At 33.3% G+C, this 17,417-nt stretch carries 13 protein-coding genes; 11 read left to right on the top strand and 2 right to left on the bottom strand.

What is annotated here, in order from left to right:
• Positions 1-162: 162 nt before the first annotated feature.
• The 8 genes from DR871_RS12285 to DR871_RS12250 all read left to right on the top strand — a co-directional run bounded on the left by DR871_RS12285 (position 163) and on the right by DR871_RS12250 (position 10,900).
• Positions 163-1,320, top strand: coding sequence for a sensor histidine kinase (locus DR871_RS12285; RefSeq protein ID WP_242497107.1), 1,158 nt, complete (start codon positions 163-165; stop codon positions 1,318-1,320).
• 838 nt (positions 1,321-2,158) lie between these two features.
• On the top strand, positions 2,159-2,509 hold the full coding sequence (locus DR871_RS12280; RefSeq protein WP_113666624.1) for a hypothetical protein: 351 nt from the start codon (positions 2,159-2,161) through the stop codon (positions 2,507-2,509).
• 273 nt (positions 2,510-2,782) lie between these two features.
• A complete protein-coding gene (locus tag DR871_RS12275; RefSeq protein ID WP_113666625.1) occupies positions 2,783-3,478 on the top strand; it encodes an ABC transporter ATP-binding protein in 696 nt (231 codons plus the stop codon).
• Between the two features lie 34 nt (positions 3,479-3,512).
• Positions 3,513-5,966, top strand: a complete 2,454-nt coding sequence (locus DR871_RS12270) for a TonB-dependent siderophore receptor (protein ID WP_113666626.1) — start codon at positions 3,513-3,515, stop codon at positions 5,964-5,966.
• A 9-nt stretch (positions 5,967-5,975) separates the two neighbouring features.
• On the top strand, positions 5,976-7,424 hold the full coding sequence (locus DR871_RS12265) for an ABC transporter permease (protein ID WP_113666627.1): 1,449 nt from the start codon (positions 5,976-5,978) through the stop codon (positions 7,422-7,424).
• 1 nt (position 7,425) lies between these two features.
• Positions 7,426-8,772: a DUF3526 domain-containing protein gene (locus DR871_RS12260; RefSeq protein WP_113666628.1), complete on the top strand. Its 1,347-nt coding sequence runs from the start codon at positions 7,426-7,428 to the stop codon at positions 8,770-8,772.
• A 138-nt stretch (positions 8,773-8,910) separates the two neighbouring features.
• Entirely contained in the window at positions 8,911-9,393 is a 483-nt protein-coding gene (locus DR871_RS12255) for a hypothetical protein (protein ID WP_113666629.1), read from the top strand.
• Positions 9,394-9,751: 358 nt separating this feature from the next.
• Positions 9,752-10,900, top strand: a complete 1,149-nt coding sequence (locus tag DR871_RS12250; protein ID WP_113666630.1) for a saccharopine dehydrogenase family protein — start codon at positions 9,752-9,754, stop codon at positions 10,898-10,900.
• Between the two features lie 251 nt (positions 10,901-11,151).
• Here the strand turns inward: DR871_RS12250 and DR871_RS12245 are convergent, their stop codons facing one another.
• The gene (locus tag DR871_RS12245) at positions 11,152-12,006 is read right to left on the bottom strand and encodes a DMT family transporter (RefSeq protein ID WP_113666631.1); all 855 of its coding nucleotides are present in this window, start codon (positions 12,004-12,006) and stop codon (positions 11,152-11,154) included.
• Between the two features lie 125 nt (positions 12,007-12,131).
• Here DR871_RS12245 and DR871_RS12240 point away from each other — a divergent pair, with 125 nt between their 5' ends.
• Positions 12,132-14,162, top strand: coding sequence for a beta-N-acetylhexosaminidase (locus DR871_RS12240; RefSeq protein ID WP_113666632.1), 2,031 nt, complete (start codon positions 12,132-12,134; stop codon positions 14,160-14,162).
• A gap of 20 nt (positions 14,163-14,182) precedes the next feature.
• On the opposite strand, the gene DR871_RS12235 is transcribed toward DR871_RS12240, so the two are convergent.
• Positions 14,183-15,115 (bottom strand): WG repeat-containing protein, encoded by a 933-nt coding sequence (locus DR871_RS12235; RefSeq protein ID WP_113666633.1) that lies wholly within the window; start codon positions 15,113-15,115, stop codon positions 14,183-14,185.
• Between the two features lie 258 nt (positions 15,116-15,373).
• Here DR871_RS12235 and DR871_RS12230 point away from each other — a divergent pair, with 258 nt between their 5' ends.
• Positions 15,374-16,993, top strand: coding sequence for an ABC-F family ATP-binding cassette domain-containing protein (locus DR871_RS12230; RefSeq protein WP_113635707.1), 1,620 nt, complete (start codon positions 15,374-15,376; stop codon positions 16,991-16,993).
• Positions 16,994-17,108: 115 nt separating this feature from the next.
• A complete protein-coding gene (locus DR871_RS16430; protein ID WP_165153180.1) occupies positions 17,109-17,300 on the top strand; it encodes a hypothetical protein in 192 nt (63 codons plus the stop codon).
• The last annotated feature ends 117 nt before the right edge of the window (positions 17,301-17,417 follow it).

Raw genomic sequence — 17,417 nt, 5'->3', positions numbered from 1 at the left:
AAAATATACCAACTCCTTTTTCTTAGATTAATTTTTATTCTTTGCTTTTCTGGAATTTCCATATTTATTTTTCAAAAAGGATTACTTTTTTCAGCACTTTTTGGGCTTCTTGTACTTTTTCTTCTCTTAGTCGAAATGTATTTCTATATTAAAAAAGCCTTTTTGATTTATGATAGAACGATCACCTCTATTTTACAAAATGATTTTACATCGGATTTTTCCAAACATAAATCGTATCAAAATTATTCTAGTTTGTTCAAGCTGTATGAAAGGCTAAAAAATAAAGAAAACGAGCAGGTTTCAAAAGATATAGTGTATCGTTCTATTCTAAATACTATTGAAACGGGAATTATTATTCTGCAAAAGGAAGGAAATGATTGGAATATCTTTTTGATGAATGATTATTTCTCCAAACATTTTGATGTGCCAAAAGTTTCCAAATGGAAATACTTAAAAAATCATTTACCTTCCTTGTGTGAAATTATTGAGGAACAGGATTTTCAAGAAATTAAAACGTCATTAGAAATACGTGTTAATCAGCAAGACACACAAACATTTCTAATGCAGACTTCGAGAAGCGAAATTTACAATACGGATTATTTTATTGTCTTATTGGATTCAATTCAAAATGTAATCGAGAAAAAAGAGAAAGAGGCTTGGGTCAATCTGATGAAGGTGATTTCTCATGAACTTTTGAATTCGATTACTCCTATTCGGTCACTTTCACAAAATTTACAGGAATTGGTACAGCAGGAAACCATTTCGGCAGAAGATTTAGACGATATGAAAAGTAGTGTTGCCACAATGCTGAGACGAAGCGACCATTTACAGCAATTTGTGGAAAGTTACCGAAAACTGGCCATGTTGCCTTCTCCTAAAAAAGAAGTAATTGAATTGTCAAAGTTAATTGACAACAGTTGTCAAATCATGAATCCTTTGTTTAAAAAGGAACACATAGAAGTTATAAATACTTTTGCTTTCGACCGCAGACTCCATATTGACCCACAACAAATGGAGCAGGTATTGATAAATCTTTTGACTAATTGCATACATGCTTTGAAAGATGGCGTAAAGAAACAGATTGTTATTTCGGCGGAAGTAAAAGAAAAAAGAACCTTTATTATGATTACCGATAATGGAAAAGGTATCGAGCAAGAAATAGAAAGCAAAATCTTCCTGCCATTTTTCACTACTAGAAAAGAAGGTGCTGGAATAGGTTTGACGTTATCCAAAAACATTGTCGAAGCCCACGGTGGTTATCTGGTTTATAGAAATGACAATGGAAAAACCGCTTTTGTAATTTGTTTGGTTGATAATTAATTATTAATCAAGCGTTAATCCTAAGAAGTACGAAAAAAAGTAGAGGGAAAAAAACTATTATTGTTTTTGAATTATGTCTTTGAACCTTAAGCAGTTCGAACCTGACATTATACTAATCAATGGTTTTGAGAGATTTTATTAAATATCTGTCAATTTTTCGAACCAAAAAAAACCTCCAAAATCAAATGACTTTGCAGGTCTGTAATTTTTGGTGGGCGATGAGGGGTTCGAACCATTGCGCCTATCAAATTGAAAATTTCTTAAATAGCCATTAAAAAAATATTACAAATGAATACAAAATTTTATACCTTTACAATAACCACTGGATTAATGTGTTCTTAGAAATTTAGTACTTCAAAGTCAACAAAAACATATTTTATATGAAATTTGATAAAGTTTTGTTTGTTGTTATTGACTGGTTATTTTGTTCAGATTTGTACCTTATTTGTACCTCAAGATCTGTAAACCCGAGTAAAAACGGGGCTGCTAATTTCTGTATCGGAAAGTAGTAGAACAAAGCATCACAAAACAACAAAAAACAAACGAGTTAAAATATTGATAAAAAATATTTTAACTCGTTTTTATTTAGACTTTATTTTAGATATTTTGCGTTATTTTGATTCGATTTGTACCTCAAATTATGGCTCTTAAATACACAACGTAGTAATTTAAATGTACTTAAAGTAGTTAGTTTTTAAAGTAGTTTCAACTCACAAATTAAATTAATCAATAAAAATTTAGCAAACCCAGTACCAAAATCGCAATTAAGATTCCTATATTTGCGGCCAAATTGCATTACTTCGTTTATAAAATCAATGCTGTTTGCATAAAATTAAGAATGAAAAAGAAAATTATCTTTATTAATTTTTCAGTGTCTCTAATGGTGTTGTTCGCAATGTTATTTCAGACAGTCCATTCTTATGAACATATTTTCAGGCAGATTACTGAAAAACATTGTGATCATAGCAATAGCCTAAACAAATATCAAATCACGCACAGCCACTCGGTTGATGCCAACTGCTCTATTTGCCATTTTGCTTTTAGTACATTTATCCCAACTGATTTTTATCCGTATTCCTTTACTAAAGTTATTCACGCAACTCCGCTTGCATTCATTTACGCTAAAGTAAATTCAACTTTTTTTAAAGGCAGTCTTTTTGCACTTCGAGCACCACCTTCCTTGGTTTAATACTACATTTTAATTTATCTATTGAGAGTTCACGTATTCCTATTTTTTAAATACGGGAGAAGTGGCTAGTTCTCGACTGCTTTTTCATACGTATAAATTATAATTTGTAGTCATAAAAACTTTTCGACTGGAGTATTATCTACTCTTTGTCAGTCTGTTTCTATGTTTTAAAATTACTCCATTTAACAATTTAAATCTGATTTTCATTAGTGAAGCTTCTGAATATTGGTGAATTGTATCTATTTCTAAAATTCAAATAAAACTATTTATACTATGCTTACAGCTAAAAACCTGACCAAGAAATACGGGAATCAAATTGCTTTAAACGCTTTAAATTTAACCATAAAAAAAGGAGAGATTTTTGCTCTGTTGGGTCAGAATGGTGCAGGAAAAACCACAACAATTAATCTCTTTCTAGGTTTTATAAAACCTACCTCTGGAGAATTAAAAATAAATGATATTTCGGTTATACAAAGACCGGAGGAAACCAAAAAACATATTGCTTACATTCCCGAAACAGTCACTCTATATACCAATCTTACGGGTCTCGAAAACCTAAAATTCTTTTCGTCTTTAGCGGGTTTTAAATATTCGAAAGATGAACTAACGTTTTTTTTAAAAAAAGCAGGTTTGCAAACTACAGCTCATAATCAAAATCTGGGAGGCTATTCTAAAGGAATGAGGCAAAAAGTAGGTATTGCGATTGCAGTAGCCAAACAGGCAAAAGTCTTACTTCTTGACGAACCCACCAGCGGATTAGATCCAAAAGCTTCTAATGAATTTTCGCAAATCCTGAAAGAACTCTCAGCTGATGGAACGGCAATATTAATGGCTACCCACGATATTTTTAGAGCAAGGGAAGTCGCCACACATATCGGAATTATGAAACAAGGAAATCTTGTCACCATAATCGAAGTGGATAAAATATCGGCAAATGAACTCGAAGAGCTGTACCTCCAAACTGTCTAAACGGAAATAAGAATATTTCCATCAACCTAAAAAAATGAAACATTTATATATCTCTTTACTCCTTATTTTAGGGAGTTACATTGCTAACTCCCAGAAAATTTCAGGTAAAATCACAAATATTGACACTAAAGAAGCAATCGCTGGTGCAACCATAAAATTAGTTAATTCTGAAATAGAAACAACAGCTACTCCAGACGGAAATTTCGTTATGGAAGGAGAAGGAACAATAGAAATTAAGGCTTCGGGCTACAAAACGATTCAAATAAAATCACGTTCTACATTTATGAACATCGAAATGATTTCGAATACAACTGAATTACAAACCGTAGAAATAGTTGGTCGCTCTTCCAAAAAGTACAATAGCGACTATTCTTTTTCGGCAACAAAAATTGCAGCACTTAACAAAGATATTCCGCAATCTATTTCTACGATTACCAAAGAATTGATTGCAGATAAAAATGCTTTTTACCTCGGCGATGCCGTAAAAATGGCCAGCGGTGTGATTCCGTCGAGCTACTATAATCAATACTCGATTCGAGGCATCAGCCAAAATGAAGAAGGGCAAATAATAAACGGAATGCGTACGCGTCAGTATTATTTTCTGCAACCTTTGACCAATAATATTGAACGTGTTGAAGTAATTAAAGGACCATCAAGTGCTACTTTCTCTTCCGTTGATCCTGGGGGAAGTATCAATTTAGTTACCAAAAAACCATTGGCAGTTGATCGAAAAGAAGTTAGTATGAGCGTGGGAAGTTTTAGTACCCTTCGGGGAACTTTAGATTTTACAGGTCCTTTAAACGAGTCCAAAACGCTACTATATCGCGTGAACGGAGCGTATCAGGAAGCAAAATCCTTCCGTGATTTGGTTAGCAATAAATCGTTTTTAATAGCTCCTTCTTTCAGTTATATTCCAAATGAGAAAACGGCTATAAATACGGAAATGATTTTGAGTAATATGGTTGGAATTCTCGACAGAGGACAACCAATTTTCGGTGCTGTTACTGGTGTTACAAACCTAAACAAAACTCCGATAAGCCTTAATCTAGGCGCTCCAAATGATTTTTTCAAGTCGAAAGAAATGATTTTGATGACGAATCTGGCACATAAATTTACTTCTAAAATTAGTTTTAATGCCTCCTACATGAAACAATCTTGGACCGAAGATCTTCAGGAACACCGAACCACTAATGCTTTTGCAGTTGATATGAACAACCAGGCTGTGGCAAGTCTGGCAATGATGCAATTTGTGCAACGCCAGCAATACTGGAATGTTGATAATTTGAGTGCTTTTTTAAATTTTGATTTTAAAACAGGAAAACTCAGTCACAAACTACTCACCGGTTACGATTTAAGCAGCTGGAACAAAACCAAAGGTGGTGGACAAAATGCAGCCAGAGGTTATCTTCTAAAAGACGGAACAGTTGCTAATTCGTTTGTCATAGCAAATGCTACCAATTATCAAACTATTACCGTAGACGGAGTTCTGTTGCCTAAACCCAATGTAAATTATTTCAACTTAAATAATCCATCATACACCATTCGAAATATCGAAGATTATACCTTAAATGTACGAACTGCACTTCCTTCCTCACTTACCTCAACCAATGCCATTTATATTCAGGACCAGATTCAATGGGAGAAATTCACTTTTTTATTGGGTTTAAGAAACGAATGGTTTGAAGACATTACCAATTATGAGACAAATAACGAATTGACAGTAAAAAAAACGGCTTTGTTGCCACGAATTGGAGTTACATATGCAATCAATGACGCTCTCAATATATATACGACTTATCTAGAAGGGTATCAACCACAATCAAATACGGTTACTTTGATGCCACAAACGGGTTCTTTGCCAGGAGGAAGTTTGTTTGACCCTTTGGAAAGTAATTTGAAAGAATTTGGAGCCAAAGCCACTTTATTCAACAATAGAATAAGCGTAAATATGGCAATTTACGAAATCAATCAAAAAAATATTTTGATGAATGCAAATGACCCAAACAACCCAGATTTATTGGTTACTAGAGGTGCTGAACGCAGTCGCGGATTTGAGTGGGACATTGCAGGATATATCACATCGAACTGGCAAATTAACGCTTCGTATAGTTATATTGATGCAAAAATTACTAATGATAGAGATGTTTCTTTGATTGGAGCACGAAAGCAAAATACACCAAAGAACAGTGCCAATTTCTGGACTCGATATAATTTTGATCCGACTTCAGCTTTAGGTGATTTCGGAGTTGGTTTTGGAGTACAATATCAAAGCAGTAAAGTGCCATGGTTTACCAGATCTTTCATCATTCCTGATTTCACTATTTTTGATGCCGCCCTTTACTACAAACCCAACAAAAGCAACATGCAAATTGCTATAAATGCCGGTAATTTATTGAATAAAACTTATTGGTTAGGAGCTCAAAACTTCCTTCGATTATTTCCTGGAGCCCCCAGAAATGTAAACCTTACGGTAACTTATAAATTTTAATCATTACACATGTCATTACACAACGAAATTTTAATAGCCAAACATCTTAACAAAGCTATTTTTAAGAACAGGGCTGTGCCTATCATCATAATTTTTATTGGCATATTATTACTTTACGCGACATTTTCGGGTTGGAAAAATTACACCAATCAAAAGGAGACCAGCGAAAAGTACCAACATGAATCTAGGGAAGACTGGTTGAATAATCCTGATAAAAATCCCCATCGAATGGCACATTATGGTAATTTCGCTTTCCGCAAAAGTACTTCTTTGAGCATGTTCGAATATGGGATGGAACCTTTTTTTGGAAATGCTATTTTTCTGGAAGCCCACAAACAAAATTCGGCTAACTTTTCGGAAGCAGGATTTTCAAGCAGTATGATGCGTTTTGGTGAAATCAGTATTGCCATGGTATTACAAATTCTATTTCCGCTGCTGATTTTCTTTATTGGTTTTAATGCTATAGCAACCGAAAGAGAAAACGGAACTTTAAAACTCCTTTTAAGTCAAGGCGTCAGCTGGAAACAAATACTATTAGGCAAAACTTTAGGAATTGCCAGTGTTATTATGATTCTTTTTATTCCAATAATTTTAGTCCTGCTTTTGGTTTGGATGTTGCTCCAAAACTTTACTGTTTCAGCAGATGAAATTCTTAAAATGATGCTATTTATTCTTTTCCATTTTATTTATCTACTGTTTTTTTGTGTGATAGCAGTTTTAATTTCTGCTGCTAGCAAAACTTCTAAAAACGCATTGGTATCCTTAATTGGAATATGGCTGCTCTTTACGATTATTTTGCCTCGAACTACTCAGTCCATTGGAGCCTACGTGTATCAAGCACCGTCGAAAATTGAATTTAATAGCGCTATCGAAAAAGACATTTTAAAACAAGGAGACAGCCATAATCCAAATGACTTGCATTATAAAGCTATAAAAGATTCGCTGCTCAGCGTTTACAAAGTCGATTCGGTACAAAAACTTCCTTTCAATTATTCCGGTTTTATCATGACCGAAGGCGAGAAAATCAGTAGTACTATTTACAATAAACATCTAGATACTTTGTTGCAAGTATATGCCAAACAAAATAGTTTTTCAAAAGCGGTTTCTTTTATCAATCCGTATATCGCCATTAAAAATATTTCGATGGGATTATCGAACACCGATTATGATTCGTATATCAATTTTCAAAAACAGGCGGAGACTTATCGTTACGATATGGCTCAAAAAATGAATGCTTTGCAGATAAAATACATCAGCAATAAAAAGCAAAATCCTACTGATACTCCTCAGACCATCAATAAAAATTATTGGGCAGATGTACAAGAGTTTCAGTATGAACCGAAAGATGTTTTTACAATTTTAAAAAACGAATTACTTTCTATCATCTCCATTGCGTTATGGATTGGCATTCTTTTATTCTTGATTAAAATCGCCTACAAAAACCTTAAAGCTATTTAATATGTTAGTATTACTCTTCAAAAATTTCATTCGCTCAAGGGGAACCAAAATCGGATTATTATTTCTATTCCTTATTTGTTTTATTAGTCTGTTGATTGGAAAACAATTTCAGGAAAAACAAGCAAAAAACGTACAGGAGGCTATACTCTATCAAAAAGAACACATTGCAAAAAATGTCAACTTTCATCAAGATGATTTGGGGCTTCTGTTGTATTATTTAAAATTTTCGCTTGTCAATAAAAGTTTCCCCGTTAACAGTTTGGCTATTGGACAACGGGATGTAAATCCTTCGATACAAACTGTCACTATTCGTGGTTTAGAAGGGCAAAAATACGATGCCGAACTCAATAATCCGAACAACCTTTTGCTCGGAAACATCGATTTTAGTTTTGTTCTCATCTACCTGTTTCCATTGTTGATAATTGCTTTTTCATACAATCTAATTTCGGAAGAAAAAGAAAGCGGTACTTGGAAAATTGTTGTCACTCAGAGTCAAAATACTTTTTTATACATTCTGAAATTATTCTACATCCGAATTTTAAGTTTGACTCTATTACTAACAATTGTACTTGCAATTGCCGCTTTTTTACTGAATATTCCCTTAAATATTTCATTTCTGACATTTTATGGAATTAGTGTTCTGTACCTACTTTTCTGGTTCGCTATATGCTTTTTTCTGGTTTCCTTACAAATGAATTCAAATTTCAATGCGGTTATTTTATTGACAACGTGGTTATTTTTAATTATCATTTTACCCGCTTTAATTAATACGTACATTGTAAACAAATATCCTATTCCAGAAGCGTTAGAACTCACTGTAAAACAACGTAATGCTTATCATGAAAAATGGGATATGGATAAACAAGAAACTTTAGATAAGTTTTATACGCATTATCCTCAGTTCAAAAATTATCTTTTACCTGACAAAGAATTCAGCTGGCTTTGGTATTATGCGATGCAACAAATGGGCGATGATGAATCGGCAAAAGAATCCCGTGATCTAGAGTCAAAATTAGAGCAACGCAATCAATCTAGTCAACAAATTACGCAATTCATACCAACGTTGCATGCACAAATGCAACTCAACGAAATCGCTAGAGCCAATTTAGGAAATCAGCTTTTGTTTTTAAAAGAAACCAAACAATTTCACGAGAAATTACGCTTGCATTTTTATCCTAAAATATTTGACGATGAAGCAGTAAATAAACAAAAATGGGACAACTTCAAAGTCGAAACTTTTACTGACAAATCAAAAATTAACTTGAAGAAAACTTTTCTTCCCTTAGTAGTATTCAATTTTATATTACTCTTTTTGGGTTGGTTAAATTTTAGAAGAAAAAACATTTAAACTACCATTACGGGTAAAAAATAGCAAATCGACAAACAAAAAATCAAGCTAGCGATAGTCAATATTTTATACTATTTCATCTATAAAAGCATTATTTTGACTAAATTAGCAATAATTAATAACTAAAAAATTAGTCTTATGAAAACTCATCTTCTTTTTTGTTTAGTGTTTGCTAGTATAGGATTCCAAAGTTGTAAAAAAAATGAAAACGAAAAAGTCGTTAATTCTAAAAAAATCCCAGTTGAAAAACCTGTAAGTGTCCAATGCTATCAAGCGATGTACGAAAAAGATACAATAGATTTGAAAATGAACACTTTGCAAGACGGAAAAATAACTGGCGAGATGGTGATGAAATTTTTTAATACGCCAAAAAAGATTGGGAAAATTGCAGGTGAATTCAGTGGAGACACATTATTTGCTAGCTATACCTTTATTCAGGACGATAATAAAAAAATAACATTTAAAAACCCGATGGCATTTTTGAAGCGAGGCGAGCAACTTATTTTAGGCAATGGAAAAATGTTAAATACTATGGGAGCAACCTATTTTGATAAAAGCTCACCTATAGACTTTGACAAAATAAAATTTAAGTTTACAACTGTTGAGTGCGCCGCTGAATAGTAGATATTTAGAGTCTAATGGTACTCTTTTTGATAATAATCAAAATTATACTCCATATTTTTTTAATTCATTATTTGTAACCGATTGTAATAAATTAAAGAGTTTTATCTTAATTCTTTATTACATTCCAATTATACTGTCCGGGCTGGCTCTTCACTGCAAGTCCGCAGGAATCAGTCCATAAAACAAACCCTAAAACGAGCTTCTTGTAGTCGCTGTTTTAGGGTTTATTTTATAAAAGGACTTCTTCCTTTGCAGGCTTTCCGTTTCTATCCTTGACAGAGAACCTACATTTAATGACAATCAAATTAGTACACTTCTCAAATGCTTATCCAATAAAAAATGGTATCTTTAAGATATGAAAAAGCATCACACTATTGTTATAGCAGGAGCCGGCGGTATTGCAGAAGCTGTTGGTTTATTATTGATGGAATGGAGCGAAGTTCCTCCTACTCTTTTCATTGGTGACAGAACCCTTTCTAAAGCCAAACAAGTAGCCCTTTGGATTCAAGAAGGAACTACGAAATCAGGATTTATTCAAGATTTTCATCTTGCTGAAAATGGCATAACAGATGAAATGAAAACAATCTTGCGTCAAGGAGATATTATTCTGGACTGTTTACCGGGCGGCCAAGCACCCAGAATAGCAAAATTTGCAAAAGATTACAATCTCCATTATGCAAACCTAACGGAATATGTTGCAGAGACTGAAGAAATAATAGCACTGGCAAAAGACGCAGAAACAGGGTTCATACTTCAAACGGGTTTAGCGCCGGGATATATCGATTTGCTAGCTAATGGACTTTTCCAACAGTTTTGTAAGGACTTTGAAGTTGATAAAGTAGACAAGCTGGAATTCAAAGTTGGAGCGTTGACCAATCATGCAGTTGCTCCGCATTATTATGGTTTTACGTGGAGTCCTGTGGGTGTAGCTACAGAATATTTGAAAGAAACTATAGTATTAAGGAATTTCAAAAAAACTAGCCTACCATCACTCTCAGAAAGAACTACTATTATTATCGATGGCATTGCTTATGAAGAGGATCTTACTTCAGGCGGTGCAGCAGATTTGCCTGACGCATTATTAGGAAAGGTTCGCTCCCTTGACTACAAAACCTTACGTCATCCTGGACATTATGCTTGGATACAAGAGCAGATTGCTAATTTAGAACACACAACTGACACAATTAAAGGCTTACAAGAAAAAATGGAAGCCATTATCCCTCACATTGAAGACGACAAAATTATTTTATATGCAGCTGTAGAAGGCAAAGATGCAGCAGGTATTTTGCGCAGACGTGAGATTGCAAAATGTATACTTCCTCAAAAAGTGGGAAAACATCAATTGAGGGCAATCCAAACAACTACCGCAGCACCATTGGTACAAGCAGCGCAACTATTACTCGAAACACCGCTTAGCGGAGTTGTATTACAAAGCCAAATTGATCCAATTTCCTTTTTAAATGGAAACTATATCGTCCCAGTTTATGGTAAATTAATTAAATGAAAAACGCAGTGATTCCCATATATCTATTATCCGAAGACTTACTACAGAAAATCTTGAAAAAGCGAACCGCTTATTTATAACAATAAACAATCATTTTTTGGACAATACTATTGTTCTACGAAAGTTTTATTCTGCTCAAGAACATTTTTTTACAACTGATACCTTTATATTCAACAGCAATCCAAAACTGGAACTTGTGCAAGGATTTTTTATTAGTTGAAAATTTTTCAATCCAAATGGCTTAATTCCCTTTAAATGATCTGCGACATTACGATCAAAACAATGGCTATCAACGCTAGAAAAAGGCCAGCATAATTCATTTTTGTTAGTTTTTCTTTAAAAACAAAAATGCCTACAAGGCTTCCTATGACAATCACACCCATATTCATCCCTGCAAAAACTGTTGAAGGATTTTCAGCGAAAGCTTTATGAGCTTTTAGATAAAAAAGAATATTTCCAAAGTTGAAAATACCTACCAAACCTCCAAAAATAATATTTTTAAAGTGCATCGGCTTTTTAGAAACTATGACATCATACACTACTGCTCCTATCATAATGAGTAGCGCAATTCCAAAAACTACAAACAACGAAGTGGTATAAGGCAGACTTGAATATAGAGCGATTTGTTTAAAAAGAATGTCTATAATTCCAAAGCCCAGCAAAACTACTGCAGGATAAATCCATTTATTTTCTGTGTTTTGAGAGGGTTTAGTAAGAATAAGCAATAGCGCCGGAAATCCAACCAAAAGCGCTATGATTTTTAGGATATTAAAGTCTTCTTTAAAGATCAGCCATGCAGCCAAAATGGGAATAAACAACGAAAGCCTTTGAGCTGCATCTGTTTTTACAATACCTACCTGTTTTATGGAGGCTGCCAAAAAAAGAAAAATTGCAGGCAATAAAATACCAATAGGAACATAAATACCCCAAGGTGCCAAAGTCCTTACCTTGCTAAGATCTGGGCTGAATGACAAATAACAAAAAATAAGAGCAAAAACATAATTCCAACCAACAATTTGAACCTGACTTACATTATAACTGCGTGCAATTTTAAACAACACTCCAACAGTTACACTGCATATAATACTCAAAATTAGAAATAGCATAATTCAATATTTACCTTGCAAAATTACTATTTATATGCGTACTTTATATTTGTTTCCACAAATTATAGAAAAGCTTTTTTATAAAAGTAATTGTTTACTGCAGGACAATAATAAAAATATAAAGTATGAAATATATCCTAATGCTATTGTTTGGAAGTTTTGTTTCGAATGCTCAAATAACCACCGAGCAATTAAACTTGATGCCTTGGCCACAAAATATAAAGTTGTCTAAAGGCACTTTTGCTTTAAGCAAAAATTTTAAAGTGAATATTACGGGGAATCCTAATCCTAGAGTTTTTCTAGGCGCAACCAACTTTGTACGACGATTGGACGGCAGAACAGGATTGTTTCTCGAACAAAGTTTTTTGACGAAAGTCAACGAAAGTCCGGAAGCCGAATTACAAATTAATTGTGTTCGCAATGGAAAAATAGAAATTAATGAGGACGAAAGTTACCAACTTATAATTACCTCGAATAAAATAAGCATTAATGCCCCTAATGATTTAGGAGCGTTGCATGGTTTAGAGACTTTATTACAATTGCTACAAAACAATAATACATCGTTTTACTTTCCAGTTGTTGAAATTTCGGATTCGCCACGTTTTACTTGGAGAGGTTTGATGATTGATGCCGCCCGACATTTCCAACCGGTTGATGTTATCAAAAGAAATCTCGACGCTATGGCTTCAATGAAAATGAATGTTTTCCATTGGCATTTAGCCGATGATCAAGGTTGGAGAATTCAATTGAAAAATCATCCAAAATTAACAGAATTATCCTCAGATGGATATTTTTATACTCAGGATGAAATCAAAAATATTGTAAAGTATGCCGATGAAAGAGGGATTCTGGTAGTACCTGAAATAGATGTTCCGGGACATGCTTCGGCATTGCTGACTGCTTATCCGGAAATAGGAAGTAAAGTAGGCGAAGGGAAAATTACGTATGAAGTGCAAAGAAATTCAGGAATTTTTAATGCGACTCTAGATCCTACAAATCCAAAAACCTATGAAATATTAAGCTCAATTTTTGATGAAGTGTGTCCATTATTTCCGGGGGGTTATTTTCATATTGGTGGTGATGAAAACAATGGTAAAGAATGGAATGCAAATCCTGAAATTCAGCAATTTAAGAAGGATAATAATCTGGCTAACAACCATGATTTGCAGACTTACTTTAATATGAAGTTGATTCCAATGCTGAAAAAACACAACAAAAAATTGATGGGTTGGGAAGAAATAATGACTGAAAACATGTCAAAAGATGCCATAATTCATGCTTGGAGAGGAACGAACGAAGGGCAAGAAGCTGGTGGAGCATTGATCAAAGCTGCAAAAAGCGGTTACAATACTGTTTTGTCCAATGGGTATTATATTGATTTGATGCTGGGTTTAGAAAGTCATTATTTGAATGATCCCTTACCTAAAAAGATTATTCTTAGTCCTGAAGAAAAAGCAAGAGTTTTAGGAGGAGAAGCTGCGATGTGGAGTGAGCTCGTAACACCATTAAATATAGATTCCAGGATTTGGCCACGAACTGCTGCAATAGCCGAGAGATTATGGTCAAATGCGGAAGTGAATGATATGAACAGCTTACGCAAAAGGTTGAAAACAATCTCTTTTCGATTAGAAGAACTAGGAATTACACACATTAGAAACAAAGAAGTGATTTTGAGAAACATCAGCAACAATCAAGATACGCGTGCCTTGAATGATTTTTCGAACCTTTGTGAACCTCTGAAAAATTATAAACGCAATGGTGGCGGAAAGAAATACAGAATGCATTCACCGTTAACCTTATTTGCTGATGCTTGTAATTCGGATGCTTCTGAAGCGCTAGATTTTAATCTTGCGGTCAATGCGTATTTAGCGGATAAAAGCAAGGAGAATAAAGTTTTGGTAACCGATTTTTTCAAGAAGTGGATTGCCATGAATTCCGATTTGATTGCTTTGAGTGCCAATGCTCCATTAGTGCAACCTCTTTTACCTTTGTCTAAAAGTTTGAGTGATGTATCGGAGCAGCTATTCCTTTTAATGGATAAAAAACAAAAAGTTAATCAAGTGTTATTAGAGGATTTATTGGAGAAATGCAATACCAGAAGTCCTGCTGATGTAGAATTAGCAGTTTATGGGAGTTTGAAAAATTTAAGTCAATGATATGGAGGTTGCAGGTAGTACTATTTATTAAGGTTTTCTTTAATCCATTTATCTACTGGAATTTTTCTTTCAATATATTCTGAATACTCTTTGTAATTAACTAAGTCAATGTATACAACATAAAAAAAATTTCCATCTGCAGAAACTTTAAAGTTTTTGAAACCATCATAATTTTCGTCAGCTCCATTTGGATATTTATTACATAATTCAAAAGTTTTTATTTTATAAAAAGAATCAAATTCCGATGGTTTTTCGACAATTTCAAAAAACAACTTTTTATCAGAACAATTAAAGCCATTAATCTTGATGATTTGATTTTTTCTTTTTTCAAAAAAAGCTAAAATTTCTTGTTCTTTTTTATTGTATTTGAATTGATAGGGAATGAATTGATGCTCTTTTGTTTCTATATCTTTCGGATGATTTCGTTTTGTAGTTGTTTTAATTTCTTTTCCATTCCTGTCAACAAAACCCCAAACACCTCCTATCAATGGTGCATGCTCTTCGTCTTGGGTAGTATCAAAATAACAGCCATTGCAAAATGACGCAAAACCAAAATTTATAGGAGATATCCAATCGTATTTAGCGGAAGTTATTTTTTGTCCATTACTGCTGATTAATCCACTTTTATTATTTTCACTGTAACGTATAAAACCCTCCTGAAAACCATCAGGTCCTTCAGAAGTTATAAAAGTTTTAAATATAAATTTACCATTTCTGTCATAATAACAAAAAGGTTTGTCATTAAAATCTAAGTTAAAGATTGCTGATCTTATTTCACGATTATAGTAATAGGAAGGTGAATTCCATGTTGGTTTTGGGTTTATAATTATTTCACCATTTTGATTTCTAACTCCTATTAAACTATCCTTTTCCACAAAAAAAAATAATTTTTCAGTTTGTGAAAAGGTCAGATGAGAAATTAAAAGCAATAATAAAATACAAATTTTTTTCATAATAAATCAATTGAGGTATTGGGTTCAATCTGTTGATGTTTTTCTATTTGTTAGCGCTAAAAAATAATTTTATGTAAGATATAATTTTATTTAAAGGTATTAAAATTGAGGTAACTATTCTCAAACTAAAAAACCGAAATCAACTTTTTAAAATTTTAGTTTGATATCAAAAATAGCTATTGCTAACTACATTGTTATTTAGTTCATATCTGTGTATTTTTTTCGTATTTTTGCAAAAATTTTATAAAATAAACATTCATGTTAACAGTAAATAATTTATCAGTTCAGTTTGGCAAACGAATTTTGTTTGACGAAGTAAATACTACCTTCACACATGGTAATATCTATGGCGTTATCGGAGCCAATGGCGCTGGAAAATCTACTTTTCTTAAAATAATTGCAGGTGAAATGGACCCAACTTCGGGAAATATTCATTTGGAACCAGGAAAACGTATGTCGGTTTTAAACCAAAACCACAATATGTTTGACGAAAGCACCGTACTGGAGACCGTTATGATGGGAAATAAAACCCTTTATGCGATCAAAAAAGAAATGGATGCTTTGTACTTAGATTACAATGATTCAAATGCAGACAGAATAGGCGAATTGCAAGTGCAATTTGAAGAAATGAATGGGTGGAATGCAGATTCTGATGCAGCATCAATGTTGTCAAATCTTGGAATTACAGAGGAACATCATTATACTTTAATGGGAGATTTGGAAGGAAAAATAAAAGTTCGTGTTCTTTTGGCACAGGCGCTTTTTGGAAATCCGGATTTACTTATTATGGATGAGCCTACCAATGATCTGGATTTTGAAACTATTGCTTGGTTAGAAAATTTCTTGGCCAACTATGAAAACACCGTAATCGTAGTTTCTCACGACAGACACTTTTTGGATTCTGTTTGTACGCATATTTCGGATATTGATTTCAGTAAAATAAATCATTATTCAGGAAATTACACTTTCTGGTATGAATCCAGCCAATTAGCAGCAAAACAACGCGCACAACAAAACAAAAAAGCAGAAGAAAAGAAACAGGAATTAGAAGAGTTTATTCGTCGTTTTAGTGCGAATGTAGCCAAATCAAAACAAGCTACTTCGCGTAAAAAAATGATTAGCAAGTTGAATATTTCTGAGATAAAACCATCAAGTCGTCGTTACCCGGCAATTATTTTTGACCAAGAGCGTGAAGCAGGAGATCAAATTTTGAATGTTCAAAATTTAAGCGCTTCCATAGATGGAGAAATTTTGTTTAAAGGAGTAGATTTGAATATGGCCAAAGGCGATAAAATCGTTCTTTTCTCGAAAGATTCGCGCGCAACAACTGCATTTTATGAAATATTAAACGCAAATCAAACCGCAGATTCAGGAACTTTTGATTGGGGAGTTACCACTAACCAAGCCTATTTGCCGGGTGATAATCATTCATTTTTTGAAAGTGATTATTCTCTTGTAGATTGGTTGCGTCAATGGGTAAAAACCGAAGAAGAACGAGATGAGGTAAATATTCGTAGTTTCCTTGGGAAAATGATTTTCTCTGGTGAGGAAGCGTTAAAAACCTGTAGAGTATTATCCGGAGGAGAAAAAGTGCGTTGCATGTTATCTCGAATGATGATGGAAAGAGCCAATGTTTTAATGCTTGACGAACCTACGAATCACTTGGATTTAGAATCGATTACGGCTTTTAATAACTCATTAAAAAACTATAAAGGTTCCGTAATCTTCACTACACACGATCATGAATTTGCTCAAACCGTTGGAAATAGAGTTGTCGAATTGACACCAAATGGTGCTATTGATAGATATATGACTTTCGATGAATACTTAGATAACGAAGGTGTTCAGGAATTAAGAGCTAAAATGTACACCGTATAAAAAGTGATATATATTAAATAGAAAATCTCCCGCAATAACGGGAGATTTTTTTTGAAGAGGTTTCAAATATTGGTTTGAAAGTAATGTTGTTTACTTTCTACCAAAAATTTTGCTGATGATAAATATTATTATGGCTATCACTGCAATAACTATAAAAATACCAACTCCTACGCCGGCTTTAAATATTCCTTCTATTATTGAACAGCTTGAAAAAGATATTAATACTATAAAAAGCATCAATAATCGGGTTAGTTTGTTTTGCATGATTTTTATCTTTAAATTGAAATATAAAATTACTAAATCATGAAACGAATTTGTTATATAATTTCTACAGTTTATTATAAAATTTCTCAATAGTTTAAAAAAAAATCACAAAATACACCTTTACAACTATTTTTTAAACGACTATTTATGTAAAAAAATA

The organism is Flavobacterium petrolei, from assembly GCF_003314435.2.
GTDB classification, from domain to species: domain Bacteria; phylum Bacteroidota; class Bacteroidia; order Flavobacteriales; family Flavobacteriaceae; genus Flavobacterium; species Flavobacterium petrolei.
This window is presented reverse-complemented; position numbering and strand designations above follow the sequence as displayed.